The following is a 26,422-nucleotide window of genomic DNA, read 5'->3' as shown; positions in this document are numbered from 1 at the left end:
CTAAGGGGTACCTCCTCCCCAGGTTCACCAGGGAGGAGACAGGCATCAATCAGATGCCGACGCTAACGCTTTCCGGCAGTGTGCTGCCGCCATCAATCACGTTTTGCGTGCCAGTTAAGTAGCTGGATTCATCCGACGCCAGGAACGCCGCCAGTTCACCCACTTCAAGCGGGCAGGCCAGACGGCGCATTGGAATCGCTTTCGCCATGTCGACTAAAACCGATTCAGGATCGTCCGGGTTAGACTGACGTGCAATACTTTCCGCCATTGGCGTACGAACGTAGCCTGGGCAAATTGCATTTACACGAATCCCCGATTGCGCGTATTCAACCGCCAGGGACTTGGTTAAGCCGATAATAGCGGCTTTCGACAACGCATACGCCGTTTCACCCGGGTCGGCTACCATATCGCCTGTTACCGATGACATCATCACGATGCGCCCGTCTTTGCGTGCAATCATCTCCGGCAGAACGGCCTTCGTCACGTTCCAGACGCCTTTAATGTTGACATCAATGTGGAAGTCGCGATCTTCATCGCTCATTTCAAGGAAGTTGCCAAGGCGACATACGCCGGCATTGTTGACCAGAATGTCGATTTTGCCTTCAATTTTCTTCGCGCGTTTTACCGCTTCCGTGACCGACGCAAAATCTCTGACGTCTGCGTGAACCGCTGTGCAGCGATGCCCGCGCCCAGCCAGTTCATCCGCCAGCTTTTCAATCTCATCGGAGATATCCAGCAGGATTAAGTTCGCGCCATGGCGGGCAAACGTTCTGGCGATCCCCTCGCCAATACCCTGAGATGCGCCTGTAATCAATGCTGTTTTGCCCGTGAGTTTTCCCATTTCAATATTCTCCTTTTGAATATGAAGCCTTCGCTTCATTCACGCAGAAGATACAGCATTAACAAATTCATGCTGAGGAATAGCTCACTAAATCAGGTTAATTTAAGGTAAAAAAAATCCCCGTCGGGGCGGGGATTTTCAATTCGATGACAGATAAGAACGCGGTAGGCCCGGTAAGCGTTAGCGCCACCAGGCAACACCGGGATTACAGCGCCATCAGCCGATCCAGCGACGGTGCAAAGTAATAGCCACCGGTGACCGGTTTGGTAAAGCGCAGCATCGCGTCACGTTTGCCGTCGGTATCACCAAACATGCTCAGCAGTTGCTGCTCAATATTGTGCAGACGCGCACAGTACGCGCAGAAATAGAGACCATGCGTACCGCTGGCTGTACCGTACGGCAGGCTCTGACGAACAATTTTCAGGCCCTTGCCATCTTCTTTCAGATCCACACGGCTCAGGTGGGATGTTACCGGACGATCGTCACCATCGATCTCTTCGTTGGCTTCCTTGGTGCGGCCAATCATCATTTCCTGATCGTGAATACTCATGCGGTTCAGTTGCTTCAGGTTATGTTCCCAACGCTGCACGAATACATAGCTGCCGCCAGCATCGATGCCATCTTTAATAACAGCGACTTCACGACGCGTTTCTTCACCCGCCGGGTTTTCCGTACCATCAACAAAGCCGCTGAGGTCACGCTCTTCCACCCAACGGAAACCGTGGATCTCTTCTTTGACATCGATGCAGTCGCCAAACGCTTCCATGGCCGCCTGCGCAACGGAGAAGTTCACGTCATGGCGCAGCGAGAGGATATGGATCAATACGTCATACTGGGTCGCCGGAGCCAGGCCTTTACCGTAAGGGATGAAGTCCTTCAGCTCTTCCGCACCCACGCCGCCGCTCAGCGTGCGCCAGGTATTGTTGCCAAAAGCGACTACCGCGCCCAGATGCGCATCCGGGAATTTCGCTTCAAAGGTCGCCAGCTTATCGGCAAATGTTTTGCTGGCCGCTCGCAGAGCCTCAACATCACCTTTTACATTGGCTTCAATCCAAATCGCCGCACGGCAATGTTCTGGCAAAATGCCACTCTGAACCTGAGACATTGTTCCTCCTGAAAAAAAGCTGCCACGACATCGTGGCATTGATGGGCGTTATTCTACCTGTTTTTTTAGTAAGTCGATTTGTTCAGACGCAAATTAACGCCGCCAGATAATTTTGCTTACTTTCCACTCTTGTAGCGTATCGTCAGACGGCATTATGCCTTCAGGGCCGCTCCAGTCACCGGAAAAAATATAGCTAATATGCTGACTTCCTTCGGCTTTACACTCAACATGCGCACTGTCATCACCGGTTGCTTTCTGGCAATGACCAAAAGCTTTAGTGTAAAGGTCGCTAAACGGTGTACCGATTTCGACACCCGAGGCTGATGCGATATTGCTGTCCAATACATCAATGCGACTGATGGTTCCCTGGTCGCCATTGATCACCATTGCCAGTTTGTCACCTTTCATCACCTCAAAAAAGCGCACGACGTTGCCGTTATTGGTTTTCATCCCACTACGCAGGCGATAATCGCCATCCATCGCATCAGCAATGGTCTTTTCATCCAATGTCGTCGCGCCCGTGAGTTTTCCCACGCCTTGCTCAGTGACCTCGGTCGAAGAACCAAACCAGTTCCACGGATTAGCGGCAGACCAGTTCACCGATGAGAGGGTTGAACACCCGGTCAGCACCAGCGGTATCGCGCATAACGTCAAACGCAGTGATTTCATTTCACTTCCTTCCATATTTATCAACGCTGCTTTGAGTCCGGTTTCACTAAAAAGTGCCGTTATTCTTTCTCGGGGGAAAAACAGGCACGCAAACGTTGATTGGTTAACAGCCAGACCAGCGCGACAATATCCGCCACCAGCAGCGCCAGACCAACGCCGTTGACAGGATCGCCTCCCAACCACAGCATCGGCTGCCAGCAGAGCAGCGCCAGTTGAGCCAGAATCAGTAATCCGCGCAGCCTGTGCCATAAAACGGGAAACGCGGAACGCCGCCCGCTGAGTAAAAACGCCAGCACGGCCGGAACGCCGGGAAGTAACCCCAGCCAGAACGCGTCATGATCGGGATAAAACAAATTCAGCAACGTGTTGCCTTGATCGCGGGAAGAACCCGCAATCACAAACAACACCCAGGTACGCGCCTGGAGCAGCAGCACGCACCAGAACAGAAATGGCAGGCGCAGACGTCCATGACCGTCATAGTCGGCGGGATGGAACTCAGTACTCTTCATCTTCGATTAAACGTTTACCCAGATGGAGTACATCGGTATGTTCATAGCCCAAACGCTCATACATACCCAGCACAACGTCATTATCGTCACGCACCATGATTTGAACCTTTGGACAACCACGGGCAATGAGCTTTTTCTCCAGCCGGTTCAGCAGCGCATTAGCAATACCACGCCCCCTGAACTCAGGATGCACGCCAAGGTAATAAGCGGAACCACGATGACCGTCATAGCCCCCCATCACTGTGCCGACAACTTCACCGTTCACTTCTGCGACCAGAAACAAGCTGACGTCATGATTGACTTTGCGCTCAATGTCCATTTCCGGATCATTCCATGGACGCAGCAGATCACAGCGCTCCCAGAGGGTGATCACCTCTTCGAAATCTTCCTGGCGAAATACGCGTATTTCCATGGTATTAGTTTCCTTTTCAGGACGTTAAAAAGCGATTATGGCGCGAACCACTGATTTAGCCAATATCTGACGCGAAACGACGGAAAAAATGGCATAATACGGAATTGTCACGTATTGAAATGAAAAGTAAAACAATTCTTATCCCGATCCGTCGCAACGGACTACGCGATACGATATAACGTCTGGAACCTTTTTTTACAACTCAGGCCGTATGAGCACTTTTAAACCACTAAAAACACTCACATCGCGCCGCCAGGTGCTGAAAGCCGGGCTGGCCGCCCTGACGCTGTCAGGCATGTCGCAAGCCATCGCTAAAGAAGAAGCGCTAAAGACCAGTAATGGACACAGCAAACCGAAAGCGAAAAAATCCGGCGCTAAGCGCGTTGTTGTTCTTGACCCAGGACACGGTGGGATTGATACCGGGGCAATCGGTCGCAACGGGTCGAAAGAAAAGCACGTGGTGCTGGCGATTGCCAAAAACGTGCGCTCGATCCTACGCAATCAGGGGATTGATGCACGCCTGACCCGCTCTGGCGATACCTTCATTCCACTGTACGATCGCGTTGAGATTGCCCACAAGCACGGTGCCGATCTGTTTATGTCGATTCACGCCGACGGCTTCACCAATCCGAGCGCGGCGGGGGCATCGGTCTTCGCCCTGTCCAATCGCGGTGCCAGTAGCGCCATGGCGAAGTACCTGTCCGATCGTGAAAACCGTGCCGATGAAGTCGCAGGTAAAAAGGCCACCGATAAAGACCATTTATTGCAGCAGGTACTGTTCGATTTGGTACAAACCGACACCATTAAAAACAGCCTGACGCTCGGTTCGCACATTCTTAAGAAAATCAAGCCGGTACACCGTTTGCACAGTCGCAGCACGGAACAGGCCGCCTTCGTGGTGCTAAAATCACCTTCGATTCCGTCGGTCCTGGTCGAAACCTCCTTCATCACCAACCCGGAAGAAGAACGACTGCTGGGGACGGCTGCGTTTCGTCAGAAAATCGCCACCGCTATCGCCAATGGCATCATCAGCTATTTCCACTGGTTTGATAATCAGAAAGCACATTCGAAGAAACGTTAATCATGAAGCCCGATGCACAGCGCGTTAAACAGTTCCTGCTCAGCCTGCAGGATGAAATTTGTCAGCAGTTATCCGCCGTAGACGGCAGCGAGTTTGTTGAAGATAACTGGCAGCGCGAAGCGGGCGGCGGCGGGCGCAGTCGGGTGTTGCGTAACGGCGGTATCTTTGAACAAGCGGGGGTGAATTTCTCCCACGTACACGGTGACGCAATGCCAGCCTCTGCTACCGCACATCGGCCAGAGCTTGCCGGGCGCAGCTTTGAGGCGATGGGTGTCTCGCTGGTCGTGCATCCGCTCAATCCGTACATCCCTACCAGCCATGCCAACGTGCGTTTTTTTATCGCCGAAAAACCGGGCGCCGCCCCAGTCTGGTGGTTTGGCGGCGGCTTTGACTTAACGCCCTACTATGGTTTTGAAGAAGATGCCGTTCACTGGCATCGCACCGCGCTTGAACTCTGCCAGCCGTTTGGTGATGACGTGTACCCGCGTTACAAAAAATGGTGCGACGACTACTTCTTCCTCAAGCACCGTAACGAGCAGCGCGGCATCGGTGGGCTGTTTTTCGACGATCTGAATACGCCGGATTTCGACCACTGCTTCGCCTTTATGCAGGCGGTAGGGCAAGGTTACACCGAGGCGTATCTGCCGATCGTCGAACGCCGCAAAGCGATGAGCTGGGGCGAGCGCGAGCGCAATTTCCAGCTTTATCGTCGCGGACGCTATGTGGAATTTAATCTGGTGTGGGATCGCGGCACCTTATTCGGTTTACAGACCGGCGGGCGCACGGAATCGATTTTGATGTCGATGCCGCCGCTGGTACGCTGGGAATATGACTGGCAGCCGGAAGCGAACAGCCCGGAAGCCGCCCTTAGCGAGTTTATTCAGGTCCGCGACTGGGTGTAATTGCCTGATGGCGCTACGCTTATCAGGCCTACAACGGCAACAGCACCGCCCCGTAGGCCGGATAAGACGCAAAGCGTCACATCCGGCACAATAATTTCATCACGCCCACTGACGCATGCGCTGATGCAGCGTCAGCGAGGGTTTTTCCGCAAACAGCTGCTGGTAATCGGTAGCAAACTGTCCTAAATGCCAGAATCCCCACTGCATCGCAGCGTCTTTCACCGTCGCACTTTGCGACCACGGGCTAATAAGTTCCCGGCGCACAGCATTCAGACGAATACGTTTTAACCAGGCATTCGGTCCGATACCCAGGATCGCGTGAAACGCGTTTTGCAGCGTGCGACGACTCACATGTAGCTGGTTGCACAAGTCGAGCACGGTCAGCGGCTCAGACATATTTTCCAGCACATATTCACGCGCACGCGACAGCAGGCGGCGATAGCTCTGATGGCTGATGCTTTCAGCAGTCATAATCGGCTGCGCGTCTTCCAGCATAGTGCCCATCGCCAGCAGCAGGTTATCACCCAACACTTTGCGCACCGCCGGCTGATGAAGGTTCTCTGGATTTTCACTAAACGTCGCCAGCGCCTGTTGCACAAAGCCCCATAACGCAGCTTTGTGCTGTTCTTTGACTTCCAGCGCCGACTGGTTGCGCAGCATATGCAGCACCCTTTCCGGGTTATGCAGGAAGTTGGCCTGACGCGCAATCGCCTCTTCCGAAATGACAACCCCCAGAATGGTGTAATCATCCGGTGTGCTCAGCTCAAACTCTGTTCCGCCTGGGCGGGTCGCAATTTCAGCACTGCCAAGGCATTGCGTACCAATAAATCCCTGCTCGCCGCGCGTAGCCGGAATACCAAACCAGAACGAGTTCGGCCAAACCAGGCATGACTGGCGCAGCGCAAGACCGGTGTATTCACGGAACACCTGAATATCATCAAGCAGGATTTCCGTGAACTCGCCATGAAATTTTCCCGGATGCAGTTGATCGTAAATCTGCTGCCAGGCAGTAATCGTCAGGGCATGCTCATACACATCTGTTGTTCGCCGTTGGTGAACGTTGTCCACCTCCACCTTCGGTGTAAGTTTAACGTCTTCGGGTAATGCTTCATGATAAAGATGGTGCAGGTTTGCAGTACGGGTCTTTTTCATGATCTTTTAAGCCGGAAGCTTCAATGAAGCCCCCGGCCCTCCGACAGGTTAATTTTTTAAGCGATAGCGACTACTGCGTTTACGCAACGCTCCGTCAGAAAAGAGCTGTTCCAGCGCATTTCTGGCTTTATCAAGTGACCAGCCAAAGTGCGCGGCCACCTCCCCTGCCGTCATTCCTTGACGGGTCGATGCCAATAACGCCAGGAGTTCATCAGAAGACTCAGATGTCACAGGCGCTTCCTGTGTCTTTTCCGCTTTGGCTTCTGGTTTCATTTCTGGCTTCGGCGCGGGTTTCTTCGGCGCACGTTTAAAACCGCCGATCAGCCACTGGGTGTCATCATCCGGCCGCCCTATCTCCTTACGGCTGATAACACGGCCTGTACGCGCAGCAGCAGCACTGCCAGCATCCAGCGCAGCGCGGCACGCCGCCAGATCGCCTTCCACCACCAGCGTCAGCCTGCCAGGATCGAGCACTTCGTGGCTAAGCAGTCGCACGTTCGCAGCTTTCAGCATGGCGTCCGCAGCATCAACAGCCGCAACCATGCCATCCACTTCCAGTAATCCCAGTGCATTGATCATCACAACCTCTCTTACGCGCGTTGTACCGGATTACGGGCAATATCCAGAACGGCATCGGCAAAGGCGTTACACGCGGCTTTACAGGCGGCCTGACTACCGGTCAAAAACGCCGCTGAGTAGTTGGTTTCTGACGGTGGTGGAACGTAGGTCACCAGCTGTACATCGGCAGATTTCAGTGCAGCATCAATACCGAATGTCGCTTCCAGCGGCGGTGCCACCAGATAAGCCATAGGATCGCCAAGCCGACATCCCGCTGTCGCGGAAAGATACGAACCCGTGCGCGATACGACGTGCGCCAGGAAGGCGGTATTTTCTGCGTCATTTGCCCACTGGAACGCCGCGCCACTTTCAATATTGGCAACCATGGCGTCCAGGCCCGCGCGAACTTCAGCCGGGTTCGGCCCGCCGAGCATAATCAGCACTTCACCTGCCGTGGGAGAAGGTCCGTGCGCCGCACCGGCATACAATGAGCGGCCATAAACCACTTCCACCATCGCCTGTTTTGTCGCTTCGTCTGCGGCAATATACGCCACGTCATCAGAATCTGCTGTGATGAGTCCGAGGCTACGTATATGTGGTGGTAATTTAAGTTCGCGAGCAAAACCGTCATTTACCGAGGCAATCACGCGCATCGCGGTGACTGATGGTCTTATCAAATCTAATGCTGGCATGATGTCTCCTTAACGGGTCATATTGATGCCGGATGCTTTCTGCTCCAGCATGCGCTTGGCCAAATCGACGATTACCGCAGCCGCTTCTACCGGAGGTGTACCGCCCTGGTGAATGTTCGAGATACAGGTGCGGTCAGCTTCAACGGTTGTCGCCACGCGCGGTGAATACACCGCGTAGCAGGAAAGGCTCTCCGACTGGCCGAGGCCCGGACGTTCCCCCACCAGTAGGATCACCGCTTTCGCCCCCAGCAGTTCGCCAATCTGATCTTCGATTTTTACGCGACCATAGCGAACAAAGAACGGCGTACCGACCTTCAGCCCGGCTTGTTTTAAACCCGACAGCAGCGGCGGCAGAATCTCTTCGTAGTTGGCGGTGATCGCATCGGTAGACAGGCCATCAGAGATAATCACCTGCACATCCGGGTTAGCCACACACTGCGATTTCAACGCTTCAATGGCTTCCGCACTCAGACGACGCCCCAGATCCGGGCGTGTCAGATACAGGTTTTTGTCACTGATTTCTGAACGAACTTCCAGCAACCCTTGCGCTTTCACCCACTCTTCCGGCACCTCTTTTAAGACCGTATCTTTCGAACGCGAATGGTCCGCCAGGAAACGCAACAACGCCTGAGTACGCGGGCGAGGACCGGCACGACCGGTGCACACGCGTGCTGCAGTACTGCGACGCAGTTCAGTCAACACGTCCGCACGGTGTGGATTTTCGACACCAATCCACGCTTTGGCTTCAGCAGAACCCAAGTCCATCGCACAGCTTTCACCTGTCGGCGCAGCACACTGTGTGGTGCTGCATTTCGCTTCCGGTGACGGTGCCTGAGCCTGCGGCTGTGACTCACCCATTGACGCCATTACGCTGCGTACAATTTCTTCAATCTGTTTTTGATCCATCGTGTGTCATCCCCGCGTCATCAGAAGAACAGTGACGGATCGCCCGCCCGTTTGGTCAGGCGACCGTTTGCCATAATGCCCATGGTTTCCAGCCAGCGCTCAAACTCCGGCGACGGACGCAGGTTCAGCAACTGGCGCACGGTCGCGGTATCGTGGAATGCAGTGGTCTGGTAGTTGAGCATGATGTCGTCACCGAGCGGCATGCCCATGATGTAGTTGCAGCCAGCGGTGGCGAGCAGAATCATCAGGTTTTCGTTGAGGTTCTGGTCAGCATCAGCATGGTTGGTGTAGCAGCAGTCACAGCCCATTGAGATGCCGCTCAGCTTGCCCATGAAGTGGTCTTCCAGACCGGCACGAATAATCTGACGGTCGTTGTAGAGATACTCTGGTCCGATAAAGCCAACCACGGTGTTCACCAGGAACGGATCGTAGTGACGCGCCAGCCCGTAGTTACGTGCTTCCATCGTCACCTGATCGGCACCAAAGTTAGCGCCAGCAGAAAGCGCAGACCCTTGCCCGGTTTCGAAGTACAGGCAGTTTTCCCCGGCGATACGGTTAAACTCCGCACCCACGGCACGCGCTTCATCCAGCATCGCCAGCTCAACGCCAAACTCTTTTAAGCCTTTTTCACTGCCGCAGATACTCTGGAAAATCAGCCCGCCCGGCGCGCCGCGACGAATTGCTTCAATCTGCGTGGTGACGTGCGCCAGTACGCAACCCTGGGTCGGAATGTTAAATTTGTCGATTACGCCATACACGGTATCGAGAACGCGGCTTAAGTTCTCCACATCATCCGTTACTGGGTTGACCCCAATGACCGCATCACCCGCACCGAAGGAAAGACCTTCATAGATTTGAGCGGCGATACTCTGTACATCGTCACGGGTATCGTTCGGCTGCAAACGGCAGCTAAAGGTGCCCGGCAGACCAATGGTGGTGTTCGCCTTTTTGATCACCGGCATTTTCTTGCCGCCGTAGATCAGGTCCGCGTTGGAACAGATTTTGGCCACCGCAGCAACGACTTCCGACGTTAACCCTTTGCGCGTAAACGCAATGTCATCGACAGAAGTTTCATCACTCAGCACATACTCGCGCAGCTCACTGATACTCCAGTTTTTGATGCGGTTATAGGCCGTTTCATTGACGTCATCCTGAATCAGACGCGTTACGCAGTCTTCTTCATAGGAAATCACCGGGTTATTGCGGATATCCGCCACCGTCATTTCCGACAACACCTGCTTGGCAGCCACACGCTCCTGCGAGCTTGTTGCGGCCACTCCTGCCAGCACATCCCCCGAACGCAGTTCGTTGGCTTTTGCCAGCACCTCTTTTACATCCTTAAACTGATAAACATTGCCGAACAATGTGGTCTTTAGTTTCATAAGTCGTTCCCTCAGGAAGGAAATGCGAGTGATTTCACCGTCACCGGCACAACCGATCCGCCAAAAAGAGGCGTACCAATGTCGATATAGTCCCCCGCCCGGACAACCACCTCATCGATGACTGCCAGCGGGTGTTGCTGTAACTGTGGGCGTAACAGCATGCCCAGGGCTTTACCAAAATCCTGCTCGGCTACCACCAGCAGGGGATGCGGATTCGGATAACGCGCGACGAAGGCCAGCAGCGCGTCAATCACCGTTAACAGCGCGGCGTAACGCACCGGTAACGAACCGGGCAGCGCAAGCACATAAGCATCCGTTTGTGGATCCAGATCGAGCTGCATCAATGCCTGTTGCCAGGCAGCAACCAAATCGGACTCATCCACCGGAATCGCCACCGGCAGATTGCGCAGCGGAAGCTGAACGCCCTCCAGCCAGATGGTGCTGCCCGAAAGCGACAGCGTATGCGCACCAGCGCCAATCACCGTGGCGCGCACGGTTTGCGCCGGGAACTGCACGTTCATCTCACGCAGACGCGGGTGCTCATGCAGCGCCGTGGCGAGCAGTGGCCCGATGTCGGAAAAACAGAACGGATCGGCAGGTTGGTTGCGGTAGCATTCGCCCACCCCGCCGGACAACGTAATCACTTCCGGTTTCACGCCCGCAGGCAGCAGACCGGTTTGCATCAGCGCCTGCGCCAGTGGTGAAAGCGTGCCTTCAATCACTTCCACAATCAGCGCCGCCATCCGTCGCGCCACCTGAACCAGTTGCGTGGCGTTAAGCGAACGCGCATCGGTGCTAGGGCCAAAAACGTCATTGACAATCATCTGTCCCGGCTGATGCGCGTGAACCACGCGCCCCTGGCCGTCCGTTTCCAGCAGACGCCCACCGACGTTCAGGCAGGCCGAACCGCTGACTTTCCCCGCGTCGAACAGCACGTAGTTCGAGGTCCCGCCACCGATGTCGATATTCAGTACACGGCACAACTTCTGCTCTGACAGAGTCTGGGCACCCGCACCATGACCAGCAATCACCGATTCCAGATGTGGACCGGCGCTGGCTACCACGAAATCGCCCAACGACTGGGAGAGCGTCATCACCGCCGGACGCGCATTGCGGGTTTTCGCACTTTCCCCGGTAATGATGATCGCGCCGGAATCGACGGTTTCTGGTGCGATACCCGCCGCCTGATACTGGGCGAGGATCAGCGCTTTCAGTTCGGCTTCTTTCAGCCCGCCCTGCTTATCAACGGGGGTAAAGAAAACCGGGCTTTGCCAGCTAATTTCGCGTTTGATGAATTCGTAGCGCGGCACCTGCGACACTGCCGCACGGTTAACCAGCTCAAGGCGGGAGAAGATCACCTGAGTGGTGGTGGTGCCGATATCGATACCGACGCTCAGTAGCTGGCGAGTATTCACGATTGCGCCTCCGGGTTGGTTTCTACTTCTGCTGGAACATCTTCATCTTTCGGTACCAACAGCATAGCCACACCAATCGCCGTCACGCCGCCAATCAGCTTGCCAACAATCATCGGGAAGATCATCGCGTTCATGTTCGCTGCGGCGAAACCTAAGTGGTCACCCAGCGCGAAGGCCGCGGAGACCGCAAAGGCGCAGTTGATCACTTTGCCGCGGGTATCCATATTCTTCATCATGCCGAACATTGGGATGTTGTTCGCCAGCGTCGCCACCATACCGGCAGCTGCAATATTATTGATTTTTAACAGATTACCGACGCTCATCAGCGGTTTTTCAAACCAGCGAGTCAGCAGCAGCACCATTGGGTAGGCACCGAGCAGTACGCAGGAAATAGAACCGATAACTTCGATGGCGCGCATCACTTCACCCGGTTTGTCGCCCGGAGCCATGAAGATGGGATCAAGCCCCGGGATCAGCTCCCAGCCGAGCAGGAATTTGACAACCGCTGCCGCCAGACCGATGGTGATCAGCGCCACGAGGAATTTCGCGAAGATCTGGAAGCCGTTGATCATTTTTTCCGGGATGAATTTCAGTCCCAGCGCCACCAGCACGGCCACGATCAGCACTGGGATCATATTCATCAGGATCAGCGCGAAGGTGAACTCCACCGGCTGCCCGTTGATTTCGACGCCGGAGTACATCGCAATCAAACCGCCCGCAATACAACCAATCGGAATGGTGACGATACCGGCCAGCACGCCCAGCGCCAGATAACGACGGTCAGACGGTTCAATAATCCCCAGCGCAACCGGAATGGAGAACACCAACGTCGGCCCCATCATCGCCCCAAGGATCAGGCCAGAGTACAGCCACGCCGCAACGTCGCCGCCCGCCAGTTCTTTCGCCAGGAAGAAGCCGCCCATATCGCACGCCAGCAGCGTTCCGGCAAACATCGACGGGTTCGCGCCCAACATTTCGTACAGCGGAATAATTACTGGCCCGAGCACATGCGCCAGTACCGGTGCCAGCGCGGTCATACCCACCATCGCCAGACCCAACGCGCCCATCGCCATAAAGCCTTCTTCAAACTGGCCGCCCGATCCCTCAATACTCTTACCGAACTTACCGAGGAAGCGTGCCGAACCGCCGAACTGCGACAGGATCCTGTCCACGGCGGCAATCAGCATAAAGAACATCATGATGTACATGATGATTTCGTTAATTCCCATAGCCCCTACTCCCTGTCATTTGTGATTTGTAGGCCGGATAAGACGTTTACGTCGCCTCCGGCATTAACGCCGTGTTATTGCCGGATGGCGGTGCGAGCACCTTATCCGGCCTACAGGCATTACCCGGCAGCCGCGTACAGGTCGATAATCTGTGCCTGCGTGGCGGTGCGTGGGTTACTGCGAATACAAATATCCTCCAGCGCGGCGTGAGCCCATGCGCTGTAATGCTCAGGCTTTGCCCCAACGTCAGAGAGTCGTTTGGTCTGGCCCACCTCGTTAATCAGATCGCTAACCGCGCTGATGGTGTCACGATCGTCCGATTTCTTATTGGTTAATGCCCGCCCGATATGGCTGAAGCGTTCGCGACACACCATGCGGTTAAACCCCATGACCGTGGGCAGCAGCATGGCATTAGCCTGTCCGTGCGGGATGTGCAGCGTCGCCCCCGGCTGGTGCGCCATTGCATGGCACAAGCCCAGCCCCGCACTGGAAAACGCCATTCCGGCCATACAGGAGGCCAGTAACATGCTTTCGCGTGCCGCCAAATCCTGACCGTAGCCGACGGCCTTCGGCAGCGATTTGCCGATCATTGCAATCGCGCCAATCGCCAGGCTGTCGGTAAACGGCGTCGCGTTCAGCGCGCTGTAGGCTTCAACCGCATGGGTCAGCGCATCAATTCCGGTCATCGCCGTCACGTGCGCGGGCACACCTTCCGTCAGCGCTGCATCAAGAATCGCCACATCCGGCATCAGGGTTGCATGCGCCAGCACTTTCTTCAGCCCGGTCGCGGCATCAATAATCACCGTGACGTTGGTGGTTTCTGAGCCTGTTCCGGCGGTAGTCGGTACAGCAATCAGTGGCAACCGTGGACGTAACACGCTGCGTTCGTCCATGTCAGCCAGCGTCTGGGTCGGGTTGGTCACCAGCAGTGCGACCGCTTTGGCCGCATCCAGTACGGAACCGCCACCAAAGGCCACGACGCCGTCGCACTTCGATTCACGCAGTTGCGCGACCGCCGCGCAGACATCCGTGATGCACGGCTCGCCCACCGGGCACGGCCACAGCGTCATCGCCACACCTTTCATCGCCAGGCTACGCTCAAGCGAGGCCGTCATTCCCGCCTGATGCAGGAAGCTATCCACCATGACAAACATATGCGTCAGTCCGCGCGTTTGCGCTTCCTGCCCGCAGGTGCTGAGCGCACCCAACCCGCACAATGTGACAGGGGGAACACTAAACGTTTTAACGCGTTGCAGATTCAGGGTGTCGAATGCCTGAAAGAGCGCGGTCTGCAATTCAGCTTGCATAGATTCCTTCCGCTTTTTCTTTTCCGCTATTTGCAATCGCCAGCGGGGTCATGAACAGGCTGTGCTGCGGTAAGTGCACTTGCAGTTCCGGAAAACGCTTACGGAACAGCTCATCGACTCCCGGCTGCATGCAGGAACCACCGGCCAGCCATAAATCGGTAACTCCCTGTCCTGCAATATGGTGAGCTACGATTTCCGCCATCTTTTCGTAGACCGGCTTCACCACCGGCCAAATTTCTTTACCGTTGCTGCGCTTGTACTGCTCAGCTTCTTCGAGCTGAATGCGGCGATTTCCCGCCAGCGTCAGGGAAATGTGGTGTCCACCGGTCGCTTCATCGGCGGAGTAGGTCACTTTGCCCTGTTTAACAATGGCAATTCCGGTAGTACCACCACCAATATCCACGACCCCGGCGTTATCAAGTTGCAGCAGATCCGCAACCGCGGTCGGCTCGTCTAACACATGACTCACGTCAAGCCCGGCGGATTCCAGCACGTTGATGGAGATACGCGGGTCGGTTCCCGGTGGGAATGAGGTCGCCGCATGGGTAAAACGGCAACCTAACTGTTGTTCAAGCGTATCGAGATGGCGACGAACGATGGTCACCGCACCGAAGAAATCCCAAACGATGCCATCGCGCACAACATCAGCCCAGTCCAGACAGACCGCAACCGGCTGCCCGTCGCTGTCGACAACCATCGACACCACATCACATGTCCCCAAATCAACGCCCAGCCACAGCGGTGATTCGCTCACGGCAGGTGTCTGGTTACATAGCGTTGCCGCTTTTTGCAGTCTGGGTGTGAGCCAACGTTGTTCGTCGTGCGCCATCTCTTTCTCCCTATAGCCTGATGGACTAACTGTTATACGATGCGAAACGCATCCACCAACACACAGCGACGCAGACGCACAAACGTGCGCGCACTGGTCACCCCTTCCCCGGTTGGCGTGGTAATGGTCATCGTGGTCCAGCCTTCGCCGCCGAGTCCCAGGCCTGCAATACACGGCCCATTCTTGACGAAAATGCTGGTATCAATGGCGTTAGCCATACGGTTCATATTGTCGATGTTGCGTGAGTGCATTGCCGCCGTGTGGTGGCAACCACCTTCAAGCTTGACCGCCAGTTCAATGGCTTCATCGACGTTAGCGACCCGCACGACCGGCAGCACCGGCATCATCAGTTCGGTAACGGCAAACGGATGAGTCGCGGAGGTTTCGACGAATAACAGACGGGTTTGCTCCGGTACGTTCAGACCAATTGCCGCAGCGATTTTTCCGGCATCGCGCCCGACCCAGTCACGGCTGACCGTACCTTTGCCGCGCTCATCAACATTTTTCAGCAGCACCGGTTGCAGTTGCTCAGCCTGGGCCGCCGTCAGCTTGACCGCATGCTGGCTTTCCATCAGGCGCATCAGTTCGTCGGCAACACTGTCGACAACAATCAGCACTTTTTCGTCGGCACAAATGATGTTGTTATCAAACGATGCGCCTTTGACGATGGACTGTGCTGCACGTACCAGATCGGCCGTTTCATCGACCACCACTGGTGGATTACCCGCACCTGCGGCAATCAGACGTTTATTGGTGTGTTTACGCGCCGATTCCACTACCGCTTCGCCGCCGGTTACCACCAGCAGGCCGATACCAGGGTACTTGAACAGACGCTGAGCGGTTTCGATATCCGGGTTGGCAACGGTGACCAGCAGATTCGCCGGGCCACCCGCAGCAACCACCGCCTGGTTGAGCAGGGTGATGGCGCGCTGAGAAACACGTTTAGCCGCCGGGTGCGGAGCAAAGACCACGCTGTTACCCGCAGCAATCAGGCTGATGGCGTTGTTAATGACGGTTGCCGCCGGGTTGGTGGACGGTGTCACCGAAGCCACTACGCCCCACGGTGCGTTTTCAATCAAGGTCAAGCCGTTATCGCCGGTCAGAACCTGTGGAGACAGGCATTCCACACCCGGTGTGCCACGGGCCTGAGCCACGTTTTTGGCAAATTTATCTTCAACGCGTCCCATGCCGGTTTCACTAACGGCAAGCTCCGCTAATTCTCTGGCGTGTTTTTCGCCCGCTTCACGAATAGCGTGAATGGCCAGTTGGCGCATAGCGACGCTTTTCAGCCCCTGCTGGGCCAGTTTTGCAGCCGCCACTGCGTCATCCAGGGAGGCAAAAACGCCCATTTCTTGAACGGCACTAACGGGCTGGCTGCTGTCTTTCATTTTCAGCAGTACCGCTTTCACGACCTGTTCAATATCCTGTTGATTCATGATTTTCTGCCCTATTTATGGAAGATCACCTGACCACCTGCCACCACTTCATCGACAATGCCAATCACGCACAAATCGACAGGCGATGATTCGTTATGGTGCGCCTGACGGGCTGAGCTTCCGCTGACCAGCAGCACCCACTCTCCGTTTCCCGCTCCGATGCTGTCGATCGCAACAGCACACTGCCCGTCAGGATTTCCCTGGGCATCAATCATTTCCACCATCAGCAACTTATCGTGCGCGAGTCCCTGATGGCGTACGGTACAAACGATTTGTCCTGTGACGATTGCCAGTTTCATACCCGCCTCCGTGGCATATTTCAGGTAAAACCTCCCCCTACCCTCCGCAGAAGGTAATGTGAAAAGGAGAGAGGGTGACGCCAGCAATGAAGTCTGTGGCGTCACATGGACGACTTACATGTCGTTGCTATCGCCTTTAAAGCTGATCGGGAAGACTTCTTCCAGATCGCCATGCGGGCGCGGAATCACGTGTACAGAAACCAGTTCCCCAATGCGCTGTGCTGCAGCAGCACCCGCATCCGTTGCTGCTTTGCAGGCCGCCACGTCGCCACGAACCATTGCAGTAACCAGACCGCCACCGATTTGCTTCACGCCAACCAGTTTCACGCGTGCCGCTTTAACCATTGCGTCAGAAGCCTCAATCAGTGCAACCAGGCCCCGGGTTTCAATCATTCCTAATGCTTCCATTGTGCTTTCCTCTTAAGTAGAAGGGGTCCAGAACGGGACCTAAACAACCAGTGTTTGTGAGGCGTCTTCACGACTCACGTCAGTCTGGCGCGGCACTGCTGCCACCAACACCAGTTCGATAATTTCCTGCACGCTACAGCCGCGAGAAAGGTCATGAAGCGGTGCGGCAAGCCCTTGAATCAACGGACCGACTGCACGATACCCTCCCAGGCGCTGAGCGATTTTGTAACCAATGTTGCCTGCCTCCAGTGACGGGAAGACCATCACATTGGCATTGCCGTGTAGCGGACTGGCAGGCGCTTTTTGCGCGGCGACATCCGGTACAAAAGCGGCATCAAACTGCAGTTCACCATCAACGGTGAGCTGCGGTGCGCGTTCACGAACGATGTCCGTGGCCTGCTGCACGTTGGCAACGTTGGGATGGCGCGCACTGCCATTACTTGAAAAGGACAGCATGGCGACACGCGGTTCTTCTCCGGTAATGGCCTGCCAGGTCTGCGCACTGGCAATCGCAATATCCGCCAGTTGTGCAGCAGTTGGCTGCGGCACAACGCTGCAATCGGCAAACCCTAATGACGGCCCGAGGTACTGCGGCAGCATCAGGAAAATTGACGACAGCGTTTTGCATCCCGGCTGTAACCCAATGATGCGTAGCCCTGCACGCAGCACATTCGCGGTTGATGACAGGTTGCCAGCAATACAAACATCGGCTTTACCTGCGCTGACCATCGCGGCCGCGAACATTAGCGGATCGTTGAGTTTCTCAAGTGCATCTGGCGGCGTTTTCTCTTCCGCCCGAGCCAGCCAACGCAGCGCAAATTCCTCTCGCATTTGCGGGTTGCTTTGTGGGTCGATCACCTGAATACCGTCCATTGCCACGCGATGGCTGAGGGCAAACTGGCGCAGCGCGAACGGGCTGGCGACGAGAATGGGATGCGCCAGGCCGTGCTGATGCAGGTAGTTCGCGGCTTTCAGCACCCGAACATCCAGCGCATCCGGGAACACCACCCGAGCGGGTGCGCGCTGGGCGAGTTGACGAGCACGTTCAATGATCATTGCTTCTCCCCCAGTCGCTGTTGGATTTGGCTGACGCTTAGCGGATGCTTCGCCACGCTCAGAATCATCATCACGTAGACCGTACTCGACAGGCGATTCAGCGCCTGCAGAATGTCCGGTCGCAATACTTCAAAACTGCGGGTGATAAACACCTGCGCCGCTACGGTTTCCGTTTCACGGACTTTGGTGCGCAGCAGATTGAGCAATGCAGAATCGCGTCCATGGCTGGCTTCAGGCACCAGATGATCGTGATCCAGATAGCGCAATGGCTGATGCGACAGGCGGTGCAAGTCTTCATCGCTTAAACCGACGATTGACTGCGCGGACAGCGGTTCGTCCATGGCATCGGCACGCATAATGTTGCCCAAACGTGAGCGGATATCCGCCAGCCATGGCTGCCACGGCTCCGCCAGTTCAATCTGCAGCCACACCGCCAGACCGATGGTGCTGTCCAGCGCCGCACGAAATCCCAGCCGCGGATCGCTTTTGGCGACCATCTTGTCCGCCGTCAGATGTGTCAGCGTGTCAGGCTTCTTCATCACCGGTTGATGGCACAGTTCGCAACTGGCCTGTGGATGCGTATCACTACTGGTTAAACCATGCACCGGCTGCGGCTGCTGTTCTTCGTCATCGATAAACAGACTTCCCTGCTCGTCGATAAATTTAATGCGCAGATGTCGACTTTCCAGCAGTTCCCGGGCAGACGGCGTCAAGCGAGCATCAGCGGGGAGGTGAATTTCAGCTCCTTCGCTAAGCGTGTGATTCGCTCTTAGCCATGCTTCGGTAATGAAATCCTTCATACATCCGCCTTAGCAGGACTGCCAGTTCGCAGGCCAGGCCACATACAGGAATTTCACAGTCGATGGCGTACCAAACTCGATGCTGGAGCCTTTCGGGATAAACATCACATCCCCGGCTTTCGCAATCATGGTTTCGCCTTCATGACGAACGTGCAGTTCGCCTTCCAGAATCATGTCGATTTCGTCGTAGTTCAGCGTCCATGGGAAAAAAGCGTTATCCCACTGCATGAAGCCGGCGGCCATACTGCTGCCGTCCTGGTCGGTCACTAAGTCGGTTAAGCCAACACAGTGCGGTTGAGCACCGTCAAAACGACCAAACTTCACGCTACTGCCGTCAATGACTTTCACGCCGCCTTTGCCGGTAACCGAGTTAAAGCTCGGCTGCATTCCGCCCTGCTCCAGCGACTGCTTCTCCTTCATGACTTTATCCATCAGCTGCGCGACCAGGCTTTCGGTGAACTGCCCTTCCGGCAGTTGCGCGATGATGGTTTCGCGAATGCGCTGACTTTCCGACTTGCCATCATCCACTGGAGCGGCCGTTGCGGCGGTTGCTGCAACTGGCGCTGATTCGTCGCATTCAGTGATAGTGACGCCCAGCAGCTCCGCAACCTCGCGAGCCTCCGGGGTGATGATGCTGGCGCGCAGAACAACCGACAATTCCTGTTCGCCGCGTGCGTGGGCCGCACGAATATCGTTAGCTGTGATGAGTTTTTTCACCTGCCCTTTCCTCCTTTTGGCTGAGCTCAGTCAGATAATCCACCAGGTGCTGCACGCTGCGCGGGTCATGGCTATTGAGTTCAAAAATTGGCTCCTGGAACCCTATCCCGCGAAGTAGTTGTCGCGTTGCGGCGACGTCGGCATCCGGCATGTCCGTTTTACTGATAACGGCGATTTGTCGTTTACTGGCGCCGATATCCAACAGCCCGGCAGGTAAGCGACTTTCTTTATCATTTGCCGCGTGTATATAAATCAACGTATCAACATCTTGCAGCGTGGTAATTAAGGCGTGATACCAGCGCGGATGGCTAAAATATTCTCCGGGTGTATCGATATCACCGTTTTCATTAAACTCCACGGCCTGTGTTTTTCTGGCGAGGGAGTAATTTCCCTGGAGCGCATTAAAAAGCGTTGTTTTCCCCGCCCCGACCGTACCGACAAAAGCAATACGTTTCATCGCCGCCTCTGATTAACTTTTTGTCAGGTTGCACAAAGTGAAATTTAATACCCGACCCAGGCCGCTAACGGTCTGCAATAATGCTTCTTCGACCGCACCAACAGAGCCGTAGATCACCAGCGCACCACTGAATCTATCGAGAAAACCGATATGTACATCTGCTGCCTTCATAGCCAAATCGCCGGCGATCATCGCGGTTTCTCCCGGCGTAAGCGTCATGATGCCGATAGCACCCGCTTCGGGAACACCGATCTTTTTCGCCAGTTCTTCACCGGGGTGCGCAATCAGATGCGCCAGCGTGACCTGTTTTCCCGGCACAAATTCCTGAATGATGCGTTCTTTTTCCATTGCTCACCGCCTCTGCTAAAACTGTCCTCATCGTGGCAATTTTTTGTCAGAGTAAATAACAAAATTCGGCAAGTGGGTTTAAAAGGTGAAGTAGATCACTAAGAAATGAAAAATAAAAAGGCGCGGGAGAACCCCGCGCCGGAAATAATTAAAGTGAAATTACAGCGGTTGCGTTTGGGCTTCTACGACCGCCAGCGCCACCATATTAACGATACGACGAACAGAGGCAATCGGCGTTAATACGTGAACAGGTTTAGCGACCCCCATCAGCACCGGCCCCACGGTAACACCTTCCGAACTGGAAACGCGTAGTAAGTTGTAACTAATACGGGCAGCTTCCATATTCGGCATCACCAGAATATTGGCTGAGCCTTTCAGCGGGCTGTCCGGCATCCGATCGTTACGAATGCTCTCTACCAGCGCCGCATCACCGTGCATTTCACCGTCGATCATCAGCTCAGGCGCACGCGCCTTAATCAGCTCCAGCGCGTCGCGCATTTTGCTGGCGGATGGGCAATTGGAAGAGCCAAAGTTAGAGTGCGACAGCAACGCCACTTTCGGTTCGATACCGAAACGACGCACTGTTTCTGCCGCCATCACGGCGATTTCAGCCAGCTGTTCCGGCGTCGGGTCATCGTTAACGTAGGTATCCGCAATAAAGGTGTTTCCGCTTGGCAGCAGCAGCGCATTCATCGCCCCTGCCGTATGGACACCTTCACGATGACCAAACACCTCTTTCACCACGCTGAAATGCTCATGGTAGTCGCCAATCGTACCGCAGATCATTGCATCTGCTTCGCCACGCTGCACCATGATCGCACCGATCACCGTGGTGTTGGCGATCACTGCGCGCTGCGCCTGTTCCTGGGTGATCCCCCGGCGCTTCATGATCTGGTAATACTCGCTCCAGTACTCTTTGAAGCGTGGATCGGATTCATTATTGACGATCTCGAAATCGACGCCAGCTTTGATCTGCAAACCCAACTTCTGGATACGCATTTCGATCACGCTCGGACGACCAATCAGGATCGGCTTCGCCAGGCCTAAGGTGATCAATTCCTGCGTTGCGTGCAGTACACGCGCTTCTTCCCCTTCCGTCAGCACCACACGCTTCGGCGCTTTGCGCGCCAGCGAGAAAATCGGCTTCATGAACAGGTTGGTTTTGTAAACGAATTCGGTCAGCTTATCGATGTAAGCGTCAAAATCAGCAATCGGACGTGTCGCCACGCCAGAATCCATCGCCGCTTTCGCTACCGCTGGCGCGATTTTGACAATCAGTCGTGGGTCAAACGGTTTAGGAATAATGTATTCCGGGCCGAAGCTCAGATCCTGATCGCCGTAAGCCGAAGCCACGACTTCGCTCTGTTCAGCATGCGCCAGTTCTGCAATCGCGTGTACCGCGGCCAGTTTCATCTCTTCGTTGATGGCGGTAGCACCCACATCCAGCGCACCACGGAAGATGAACGGGAAGCACAGGACGTTGTTAACCTGGTTCGGGTAGTCGGAACGACCAGTACAGATGATGGCATCAGACCGGACTTCTTTCGCCAACGGCGGCAGGATTTCCGGTTCCGGGTTGGCAAGTGCCAGGATCATTGGCGCACGGGCCATTTTCTTGACCATTTCCTGAGTCAATACTTTCGGACCCGAGCAGCCGAGGAAAATGTCTGCACCGTCAATCACGTCATCCAGCGTACGCTTACCGTCATCTACCACCGCATAAGCCGCTTTGGTTTCCGCCATATTCGGCTCGCGGTCTTTGTAAATCACGCCTTTGGAGTCGCAGACCACAATGTTGTGCTTCTGCATACCCAGCGCCACCAGCAGGTTCATACAGGCAATCGCCGCAGCACCTGCGCCAGACACCACCATGCGCACATCAGAAATATTCTTCTCTACCACCCGCAGACCGTTAAGAATTGCGGCCGTACTGATAATCGCAGTGCCGTGCTGGTCATCATGGAATACCGGAATATTCATGCGCTCACGCAGCTTTTGCTCAATGTAGAAACATTCCGGCGCTTTGATGTCTTCGAGGTTGATACCGCCAAATGTAGGTTCGAGGGCCGCCACGACATTGATAAATTTATCCGGATCGAGTTCATCGACTTCAATATCGAACACGTCAATTCCGGCGAATTTCTTAAACAGAACGCCTTTACCTTCCATCACGGGTTTACCGGCTAGCGCACCGATGTTACCCAGTCCCAGCACCGCAGTACCGTTAGAGATAACCGCGACAAGGTTGCCACGCGCGGTATATTTGTAGGCTGCCAGCGGGTCTTTTTCAATTTCAAGGCACGGTGCAGCTACGCCCGGCGAGTAGGCCAGAGCAAGATCACGCTGTGTTGCCAGCGGCTTGGTCGGAGAAACCTGGATTTTACCGGGTACTGGAAATTCGTGGAAATCGAGGGCGCTTTGTTTTAACTGGTCATCCATCTTGTTGTTCCTTTCACGTATCTATCAAAAAAGTGGCGCGGGTAACCATTCTGCTGAGCCGCACATTATCACCTCAGTCAGCGGCACAAACTTTGAAGGCCTCCAAACTCTCACCATTCAAAGAAAGAATTTGTTATCAATTTATAACAGCTATGTTACCTGCTTAAGCCAGCAATACCATGCCTGTCTGCTATGCTTTTTGCTGACAACGCCCGCAATTTTCCCAAAAGTGTGAATCACAACACGCATCTAACGCTTTACTTTTCAAGGAGTATTTCCTATGACCCGTAAAGAGCTTGCCAATGCCATTCGTGCGCTGAGTATGGATGCCGTCCAAAAAGCTAACTCTGGCCATCCCGGTGCACCGATGGGCATGGCCGATATCGCTGAAGTGCTGTGGAACGATTTTCTCCACCACAACCCAACCGACCCCAGCTGGTACGATCGTGACCGATTTATCCTGTCCAACGGTCATGCCTCTATGTTGCTCTACAGCCTGCTACACCTTTCCGGCTACGATCTGCCGTTAGAAGAGCTAAAGAATTTCCGCCAACTGCACTCAAAGACGCCAGGGCATCCGGAAATTGGCTACACACCGGGCGTGGAAACCACCACGGGTCCACTGGGTCAGGGACTCGCAAACGCGGTTGGGATGGCCATCGCTGAACGGACGCTGGCTGCACAATTTAATCAGCCGGATCACGAAATTGTCAGTCACTTCACCTACGTCTTTATGGGTGACGGCTGTCTGATGGAAGGGATTTCTCACGAAGCCTGTTCGCTGGCGGGCACACTGGGGCTAGGTAAACTGATCGGTTTCTACGATCACAACGGTATCTCGATTGATGGCGAAACCAAAGGCTGGTTTACCGACGATACAGCGAAACGCTTTGAAGCCTATCACTGGCATGTGGTGCACGAGATTGATGGCCACGACCCTGAAGCCGTGAAGCAAGCAATTGTGGAAGCACAGCGCGTAACCGATAAGCCGTCACTGATTATTTGTCGGACGGTGATTGGTTTTGGCTCCCCCAATAAAGCAGGAAAAGAAGAAGCGCACGGTGCCGCGCTGGGTGAACAAGAAGTGGCGTTGACCCGTCAGAAACTGGGCTGGCATCACCCGCCCTTTGAGATCCCGAAAGAAATTTACCGGGCATGGGATGCACGCGAAAAAGGGGAAAAAGCGCAACAGAACTGGAATGCGAAATTCGCGGCTTACCAACACGCATACCCGGAACTGGCAGCAGAGTTTACCCGCCGGATGCGCGGCGAACTCCCCGACGAATGGGAAAAAACAACCCAGAAATACATTACCGAACTGCAGGCTAATCCGGCCAAAATCGCCAGCCGCAAGGCTTCGCAAAATACACTGAACGCCTACGGGCCAATACTCCCTGAACTGCTGGGTGGTTCAGCAGATCTCGCACCCAGCAACCTGACTATCTGGAAAGGCTCTGCATCTCTGAAAGAAGATCTCGCCGGCAATTATATTCACTACGGCGTGCGTGAATTTGGCATGACCGCCATTGCCAACGGCATCGCTCATCATGGTGGTTTTGTGTCGTATACGGCGACCTTCCTGATGTTTGTTGAGTATGCCCGTAACGCCGCACGCATGGCGGCACTCATGAAAGCCAGGCAGATCATGGTCTATACCCATGACTCGATTGGCCTGGGAGAAGATGGACCGACGCACCAGGCCGTCGAACAACTCGCCAGCCTGCGCCTGACACCTAACTTCAGCACCTGGCGTCCGTGCGATCAGGTGGAGACAGCGGTCGGCTGGAAGCTGGCGGTGGAGCGTCATGACGGACCCACGGCGTTGATCCTCTCCAGACAGAATCTGGCACAGATTGAACGTACGCCCGAGCAGGTGAAGCAGATTGCCCGCGGTGGCTATGTGCTGAAAGACAGTGGAGGAAAACCCGATGTCATCCTGATTGCTACAGGTTCAGAAATGGAAATTACATTGCTGGCGGCGGAAAAGCTGACGGGTGAAGGCCGCAATGTCCGTGTGGTTTCACTGCCCTCAACAGATATTTTCGACGCCCAGGATGAGGCTTACCGGGAATCGGTTCTGCCGGCAAACGTGAGCGCACGCGTGGCAGTAGAAGCGGGTATTGCCGACTACTGGTACAAATATGTCGGTCTGAAAGGCGCAATTGTCGGCATGACGGGGTATGGGGAATCTGCTCCGGCAGACAAACTGTTCCCTTTCTTCGGCTTTACGGTGGAGAACATCGTCGAAAAAGCGCATAAAGTGCTGAACGCCTGATGGCGACGCTCACGCGTCTTAGCAGGCCGACGAAATCTATCACCTTCAGCCCGTATAAGGCGCAGTCGCATCCGGCATTAAATTAACGCGTGATCCACAGCGTGGGCCAGGCATCTGGTCCATGCCAGTTATCACAACTTGGCTCTTGTGCGTAACGCACCAAACGAAAGCGCTGGCCGTCAAACCGCCAGCGTGTCTGGATCCCGCAGTCCGATAAACCTCGCCCTTTGGCGAGAGTGACCAACTCACGAGATTTCTCGTCAAACGTGGCATTGGTCAGCTCCATGTCGGTACTGTCTGCATCTGTTTTAAATGGCAGGCTCAGACGTACAGCGCGAGAGGTAAACGGTGTGGCACGAGAAACGGTCCATGCCAGATCGATCGTGTTGTATGCCCCTGCTTCGCAGCCGATCATCAGTAGAGCTTTATCGTCCGTTAAGGCGAAAACCCGAATCTCACGACGCATGGGATCGAGTGAACAGCGGATGCCATTGATCCGCCAGTTGCCATAATCCAACAGCTCGCTACGCTCCTGTTGAGTGAGTGGCGTTGGCGTGGAATTAACCACCGCCACACCTTTCAGGGCGGGAGCCGGCGGAACGCTGAGCGGCGGCTCGTCTCCTTTCTCAATCCAGGCGGTTTCACTACCGACGCGCTTTTGTTGCGCATCAATAAACAACAATGCTGCTTTCAACCCAGACAGAGAAAGTGTTTGCGTACCTTTTTGTAGGGTAATGGCTTTCGCATCCTGCACGGTTTGTAAAAATGTACCGATGGTAGCCGGATCATCCGTCATCAAATGCCAGGGCGTAATACGCCAGTGTTCACCGGACAATGGGAGTGGCGTGCCGTCCAACAGCAAGCGCGGCGCAATATCGGCCTCTTTGACATCAGGAGAATCCATACCACCAAGTTCAATACGTAACACAGCATCGGTATGCGCCCCGGCACTGCGGCTTAGGGTCATCACCAGGCCGTGATGATCTCCCGTATTTCGCGCCACGCAGAAGTTTTGATTGTTGCAGGTCACCTGCCAATCAGAAAATGCCTGTTGCGCAGGCGCCGCCCACAGCAAGCGGGCCGGTAGCAGGCCGAGCAGGAACAAGAAAATAATGCGATAGCGCATGGACGGTACAACCCCGAAATCAAAACACACAGCCCAGGCGGTATCTTCCTTGCGCGACTGATGAGGCTCAAT

At 55.0% G+C, this 26,422-nt stretch carries 27 protein-coding genes; 3 read left to right on the top strand and 24 right to left on the bottom strand.

What is annotated here, in order from left to right; translation table 11 throughout:
* Positions 1-49: 49 nt before the first annotated feature.
* The 5 genes from ucpA to NNN64_RS01080 form a co-directional block, all read right to left on the bottom strand.
* Positions 50-841, bottom strand: coding sequence for an SDR family oxidoreductase UcpA (ucpA, locus tag NNN64_RS01100; RefSeq protein WP_271440184.1), 792 nt, complete (start codon positions 839-841; stop codon positions 50-52).
* A gap of 205 nt (positions 842-1,046) precedes the next feature.
* On the bottom strand, positions 1,047-1,946 hold the full coding sequence (yfeX, locus tag NNN64_RS01095) for a porphyrinogen peroxidase (RefSeq protein ID WP_271440183.1): 900 nt from the start codon (positions 1,944-1,946) through the stop codon (positions 1,047-1,049).
* A gap of 93 nt (positions 1,947-2,039) precedes the next feature.
* Positions 2,040-2,615 carry an RpoE-regulated lipoprotein gene (locus NNN64_RS01090; protein ID WP_271440182.1) on the bottom strand — a complete coding sequence of 192 codons (576 nt, stop codon included), beginning with the start codon at positions 2,613-2,615 and terminating at the stop codon, positions 2,040-2,042.
* A gap of 59 nt (positions 2,616-2,674) precedes the next feature.
* On the bottom strand, positions 2,675-3,124 hold the full coding sequence (locus NNN64_RS01085; protein WP_271440181.1) for a DUF2919 domain-containing protein: 450 nt from the start codon (positions 3,122-3,124) through the stop codon (positions 2,675-2,677).
* Entirely contained in the window at positions 3,111-3,536 is a 426-nt protein-coding gene (locus tag NNN64_RS01080; RefSeq protein WP_271440180.1) for a GNAT family acetyltransferase, read from the bottom strand. The genes NNN64_RS01085 and NNN64_RS01080 overlap by 14 nt, the downstream gene beginning before the upstream one ends.
* Before the next feature lie 211 nt (positions 3,537-3,747).
* Here NNN64_RS01080 and amiA point away from each other — a divergent pair, with 211 nt between their 5' ends.
* Positions 3,748-4,617 (top strand): N-acetylmuramoyl-L-alanine amidase AmiA, encoded by an 870-nt coding sequence (gene amiA, locus NNN64_RS01075; protein ID WP_003038046.1) that lies wholly within the window; start codon positions 3,748-3,750, stop codon positions 4,615-4,617.
* 2 nt (positions 4,618-4,619) lie between these two features.
* Positions 4,620-5,519, top strand: coding sequence for an oxygen-dependent coproporphyrinogen oxidase (hemF, locus tag NNN64_RS01070; RefSeq protein ID WP_271440179.1), 900 nt, complete (start codon positions 4,620-4,622; stop codon positions 5,517-5,519).
* A gap of 99 nt (positions 5,520-5,618) precedes the next feature.
* Here hemF and eutR read toward each other — a convergent pair whose 3' ends face one another.
* The 18 genes from eutR to maeB all read right to left on the bottom strand — a co-directional run bounded on the left by eutR (position 5,619) and on the right by maeB (position 22,949).
* Positions 5,619-6,671 carry an HTH-type transcriptional regulator EutR gene (eutR, locus tag NNN64_RS01065; protein WP_271440178.1) on the bottom strand — a complete coding sequence of 351 codons (1,053 nt, stop codon included), beginning with the start codon at positions 6,669-6,671 and terminating at the stop codon, positions 5,619-5,621.
* 48 nt (positions 6,672-6,719) lie between these two features.
* The gene (eutK, locus tag NNN64_RS01060; RefSeq protein WP_137384737.1) at positions 6,720-7,250 is read right to left on the bottom strand and encodes an ethanolamine utilization microcompartment protein EutK; all 531 of its coding nucleotides are present in this window, start codon (positions 7,248-7,250) and stop codon (positions 6,720-6,722) included.
* 11 nt (positions 7,251-7,261) lie between these two features.
* The gene (gene eutL, locus NNN64_RS01055; protein WP_198903394.1) at positions 7,262-7,921 is read right to left on the bottom strand and encodes an ethanolamine utilization microcompartment protein EutL; all 660 of its coding nucleotides are present in this window, start codon (positions 7,919-7,921) and stop codon (positions 7,262-7,264) included.
* Positions 7,922-7,930: 9 nt separating this feature from the next.
* Positions 7,931-8,827: an ethanolamine ammonia-lyase subunit EutC gene (eutC, locus tag NNN64_RS01050; RefSeq protein WP_271440177.1), complete on the bottom strand. Its 897-nt coding sequence runs from the start codon at positions 8,825-8,827 to the stop codon at positions 7,931-7,933.
* A gap of 20 nt (positions 8,828-8,847) precedes the next feature.
* Entirely contained in the window at positions 8,848-10,209 is a 1,362-nt protein-coding gene (eutB, locus tag NNN64_RS01045; RefSeq protein ID WP_003038029.1) for an ethanolamine ammonia-lyase subunit alpha, read from the bottom strand.
* A gap of 11 nt (positions 10,210-10,220) precedes the next feature.
* Positions 10,221-11,624, bottom strand: a complete 1,404-nt coding sequence (gene eutA, locus NNN64_RS01040; RefSeq protein ID WP_271440176.1) for an ethanolamine ammonia-lyase reactivating factor EutA — start codon at positions 11,622-11,624, stop codon at positions 10,221-10,223.
* Positions 11,621-12,853, bottom strand: a complete 1,233-nt coding sequence (gene eutH, locus NNN64_RS01035; RefSeq protein WP_003835043.1) for an ethanolamine utilization protein EutH — start codon at positions 12,851-12,853, stop codon at positions 11,621-11,623. The genes eutA and eutH overlap by 4 nt, the downstream gene beginning before the upstream one ends.
* Positions 12,854-12,972: 119 nt before the next feature.
* Positions 12,973-14,160: an ethanolamine utilization ethanol dehydrogenase EutG gene (eutG, locus tag NNN64_RS01030; RefSeq protein WP_271440175.1), complete on the bottom strand. Its 1,188-nt coding sequence runs from the start codon at positions 14,158-14,160 to the stop codon at positions 12,973-12,975.
* The gene (gene eutJ, locus NNN64_RS01025) at positions 14,150-14,989 is read right to left on the bottom strand and encodes an ethanolamine utilization protein EutJ (protein WP_202038106.1); all 840 of its coding nucleotides are present in this window, start codon (positions 14,987-14,989) and stop codon (positions 14,150-14,152) included. Before eutJ ends, eutG begins: the two co-directional genes overlap by 11 nt.
* A 32-nt stretch (positions 14,990-15,021) precedes the next feature.
* Complete coding sequence (locus NNN64_RS01020) at positions 15,022-16,425, bottom strand: aldehyde dehydrogenase family protein (protein ID WP_271440174.1); 1,404 nt, start codon at positions 16,423-16,425, stop codon at positions 15,022-15,024.
* Between the two features lie 11 nt (positions 16,426-16,436).
* The gene (gene eutN / locus NNN64_RS01015) at positions 16,437-16,724 is read right to left on the bottom strand and encodes an ethanolamine utilization microcompartment protein EutN (RefSeq protein WP_137384744.1); all 288 of its coding nucleotides are present in this window, start codon (positions 16,722-16,724) and stop codon (positions 16,437-16,439) included.
* A gap of 114 nt (positions 16,725-16,838) precedes the next feature.
* A complete protein-coding gene (gene eutM, locus NNN64_RS01010) occupies positions 16,839-17,132 on the bottom strand; it encodes an ethanolamine utilization microcompartment protein EutM (protein WP_003835054.1) in 294 nt (97 codons plus the stop codon).
* 39 nt (positions 17,133-17,171) lie between these two features.
* Positions 17,172-18,188, bottom strand: coding sequence for a phosphate acetyltransferase (gene pta, locus NNN64_RS01005; RefSeq protein WP_271440173.1), 1,017 nt, complete (start codon positions 18,186-18,188; stop codon positions 17,172-17,174).
* Positions 18,185-18,988, bottom strand: a complete 804-nt coding sequence (gene eutT, locus NNN64_RS01000) for an ethanolamine utilization cob(I)yrinic acid a,c-diamide adenosyltransferase EutT (protein ID WP_271440172.1) — start codon at positions 18,986-18,988, stop codon at positions 18,185-18,187. The genes pta and eutT overlap by 4 nt, the downstream gene beginning before the upstream one ends.
* A gap of 9 nt (positions 18,989-18,997) precedes the next feature.
* Complete coding sequence (gene eutQ / locus NNN64_RS00995) at positions 18,998-19,705, bottom strand: ethanolamine utilization acetate kinase EutQ (RefSeq protein ID WP_271440171.1); 708 nt, start codon at positions 19,703-19,705, stop codon at positions 18,998-19,000.
* The gene (gene eutP, locus NNN64_RS00990; protein WP_016153958.1) at positions 19,683-20,162 is read right to left on the bottom strand and encodes an ethanolamine utilization acetate kinase EutP; all 480 of its coding nucleotides are present in this window, start codon (positions 20,160-20,162) and stop codon (positions 19,683-19,685) included. Before eutP ends, eutQ begins: the two co-directional genes overlap by 23 nt.
* A gap of 12 nt (positions 20,163-20,174) precedes the next feature.
* Positions 20,175-20,510, bottom strand: a complete 336-nt coding sequence (gene eutS, locus NNN64_RS00985) for an ethanolamine utilization microcompartment protein EutS (RefSeq protein ID WP_137384748.1) — start codon at positions 20,508-20,510, stop codon at positions 20,175-20,177.
* 159 nt (positions 20,511-20,669) lie between these two features.
* Positions 20,670-22,949 (bottom strand): NADP-dependent oxaloacetate-decarboxylating malate dehydrogenase, encoded by a 2,280-nt coding sequence (gene maeB, locus NNN64_RS00980; RefSeq protein WP_271440170.1) that lies wholly within the window; start codon positions 22,947-22,949, stop codon positions 20,670-20,672.
* A gap of 280 nt (positions 22,950-23,229) precedes the next feature.
* Between maeB and tkt the strand changes: the two genes are divergently transcribed.
* Positions 23,230-25,224, top strand: a complete 1,995-nt coding sequence (tkt, locus tag NNN64_RS00975) for a transketolase (protein ID WP_271440169.1) — start codon at positions 23,230-23,232, stop codon at positions 25,222-25,224.
* An 82-nt stretch (positions 25,225-25,306) separates the two neighbouring features.
* Here tkt and NNN64_RS00970 read toward each other — a convergent pair whose 3' ends face one another.
* A complete protein-coding gene (locus NNN64_RS00970; protein WP_271440168.1) occupies positions 25,307-26,350 on the bottom strand; it encodes a DUF1176 domain-containing protein in 1,044 nt (347 codons plus the stop codon).
* Positions 26,351-26,422 lie beyond the last annotated feature (72 nt).

This window comes from Citrobacter sp. Igbk 14, assembly GCF_028069825.1.
Lineage (GTDB): Bacteria > Pseudomonadota > Gammaproteobacteria > Enterobacterales > Enterobacteriaceae > Citrobacter.
This window is presented reverse-complemented; position numbering and strand designations above follow the sequence as displayed.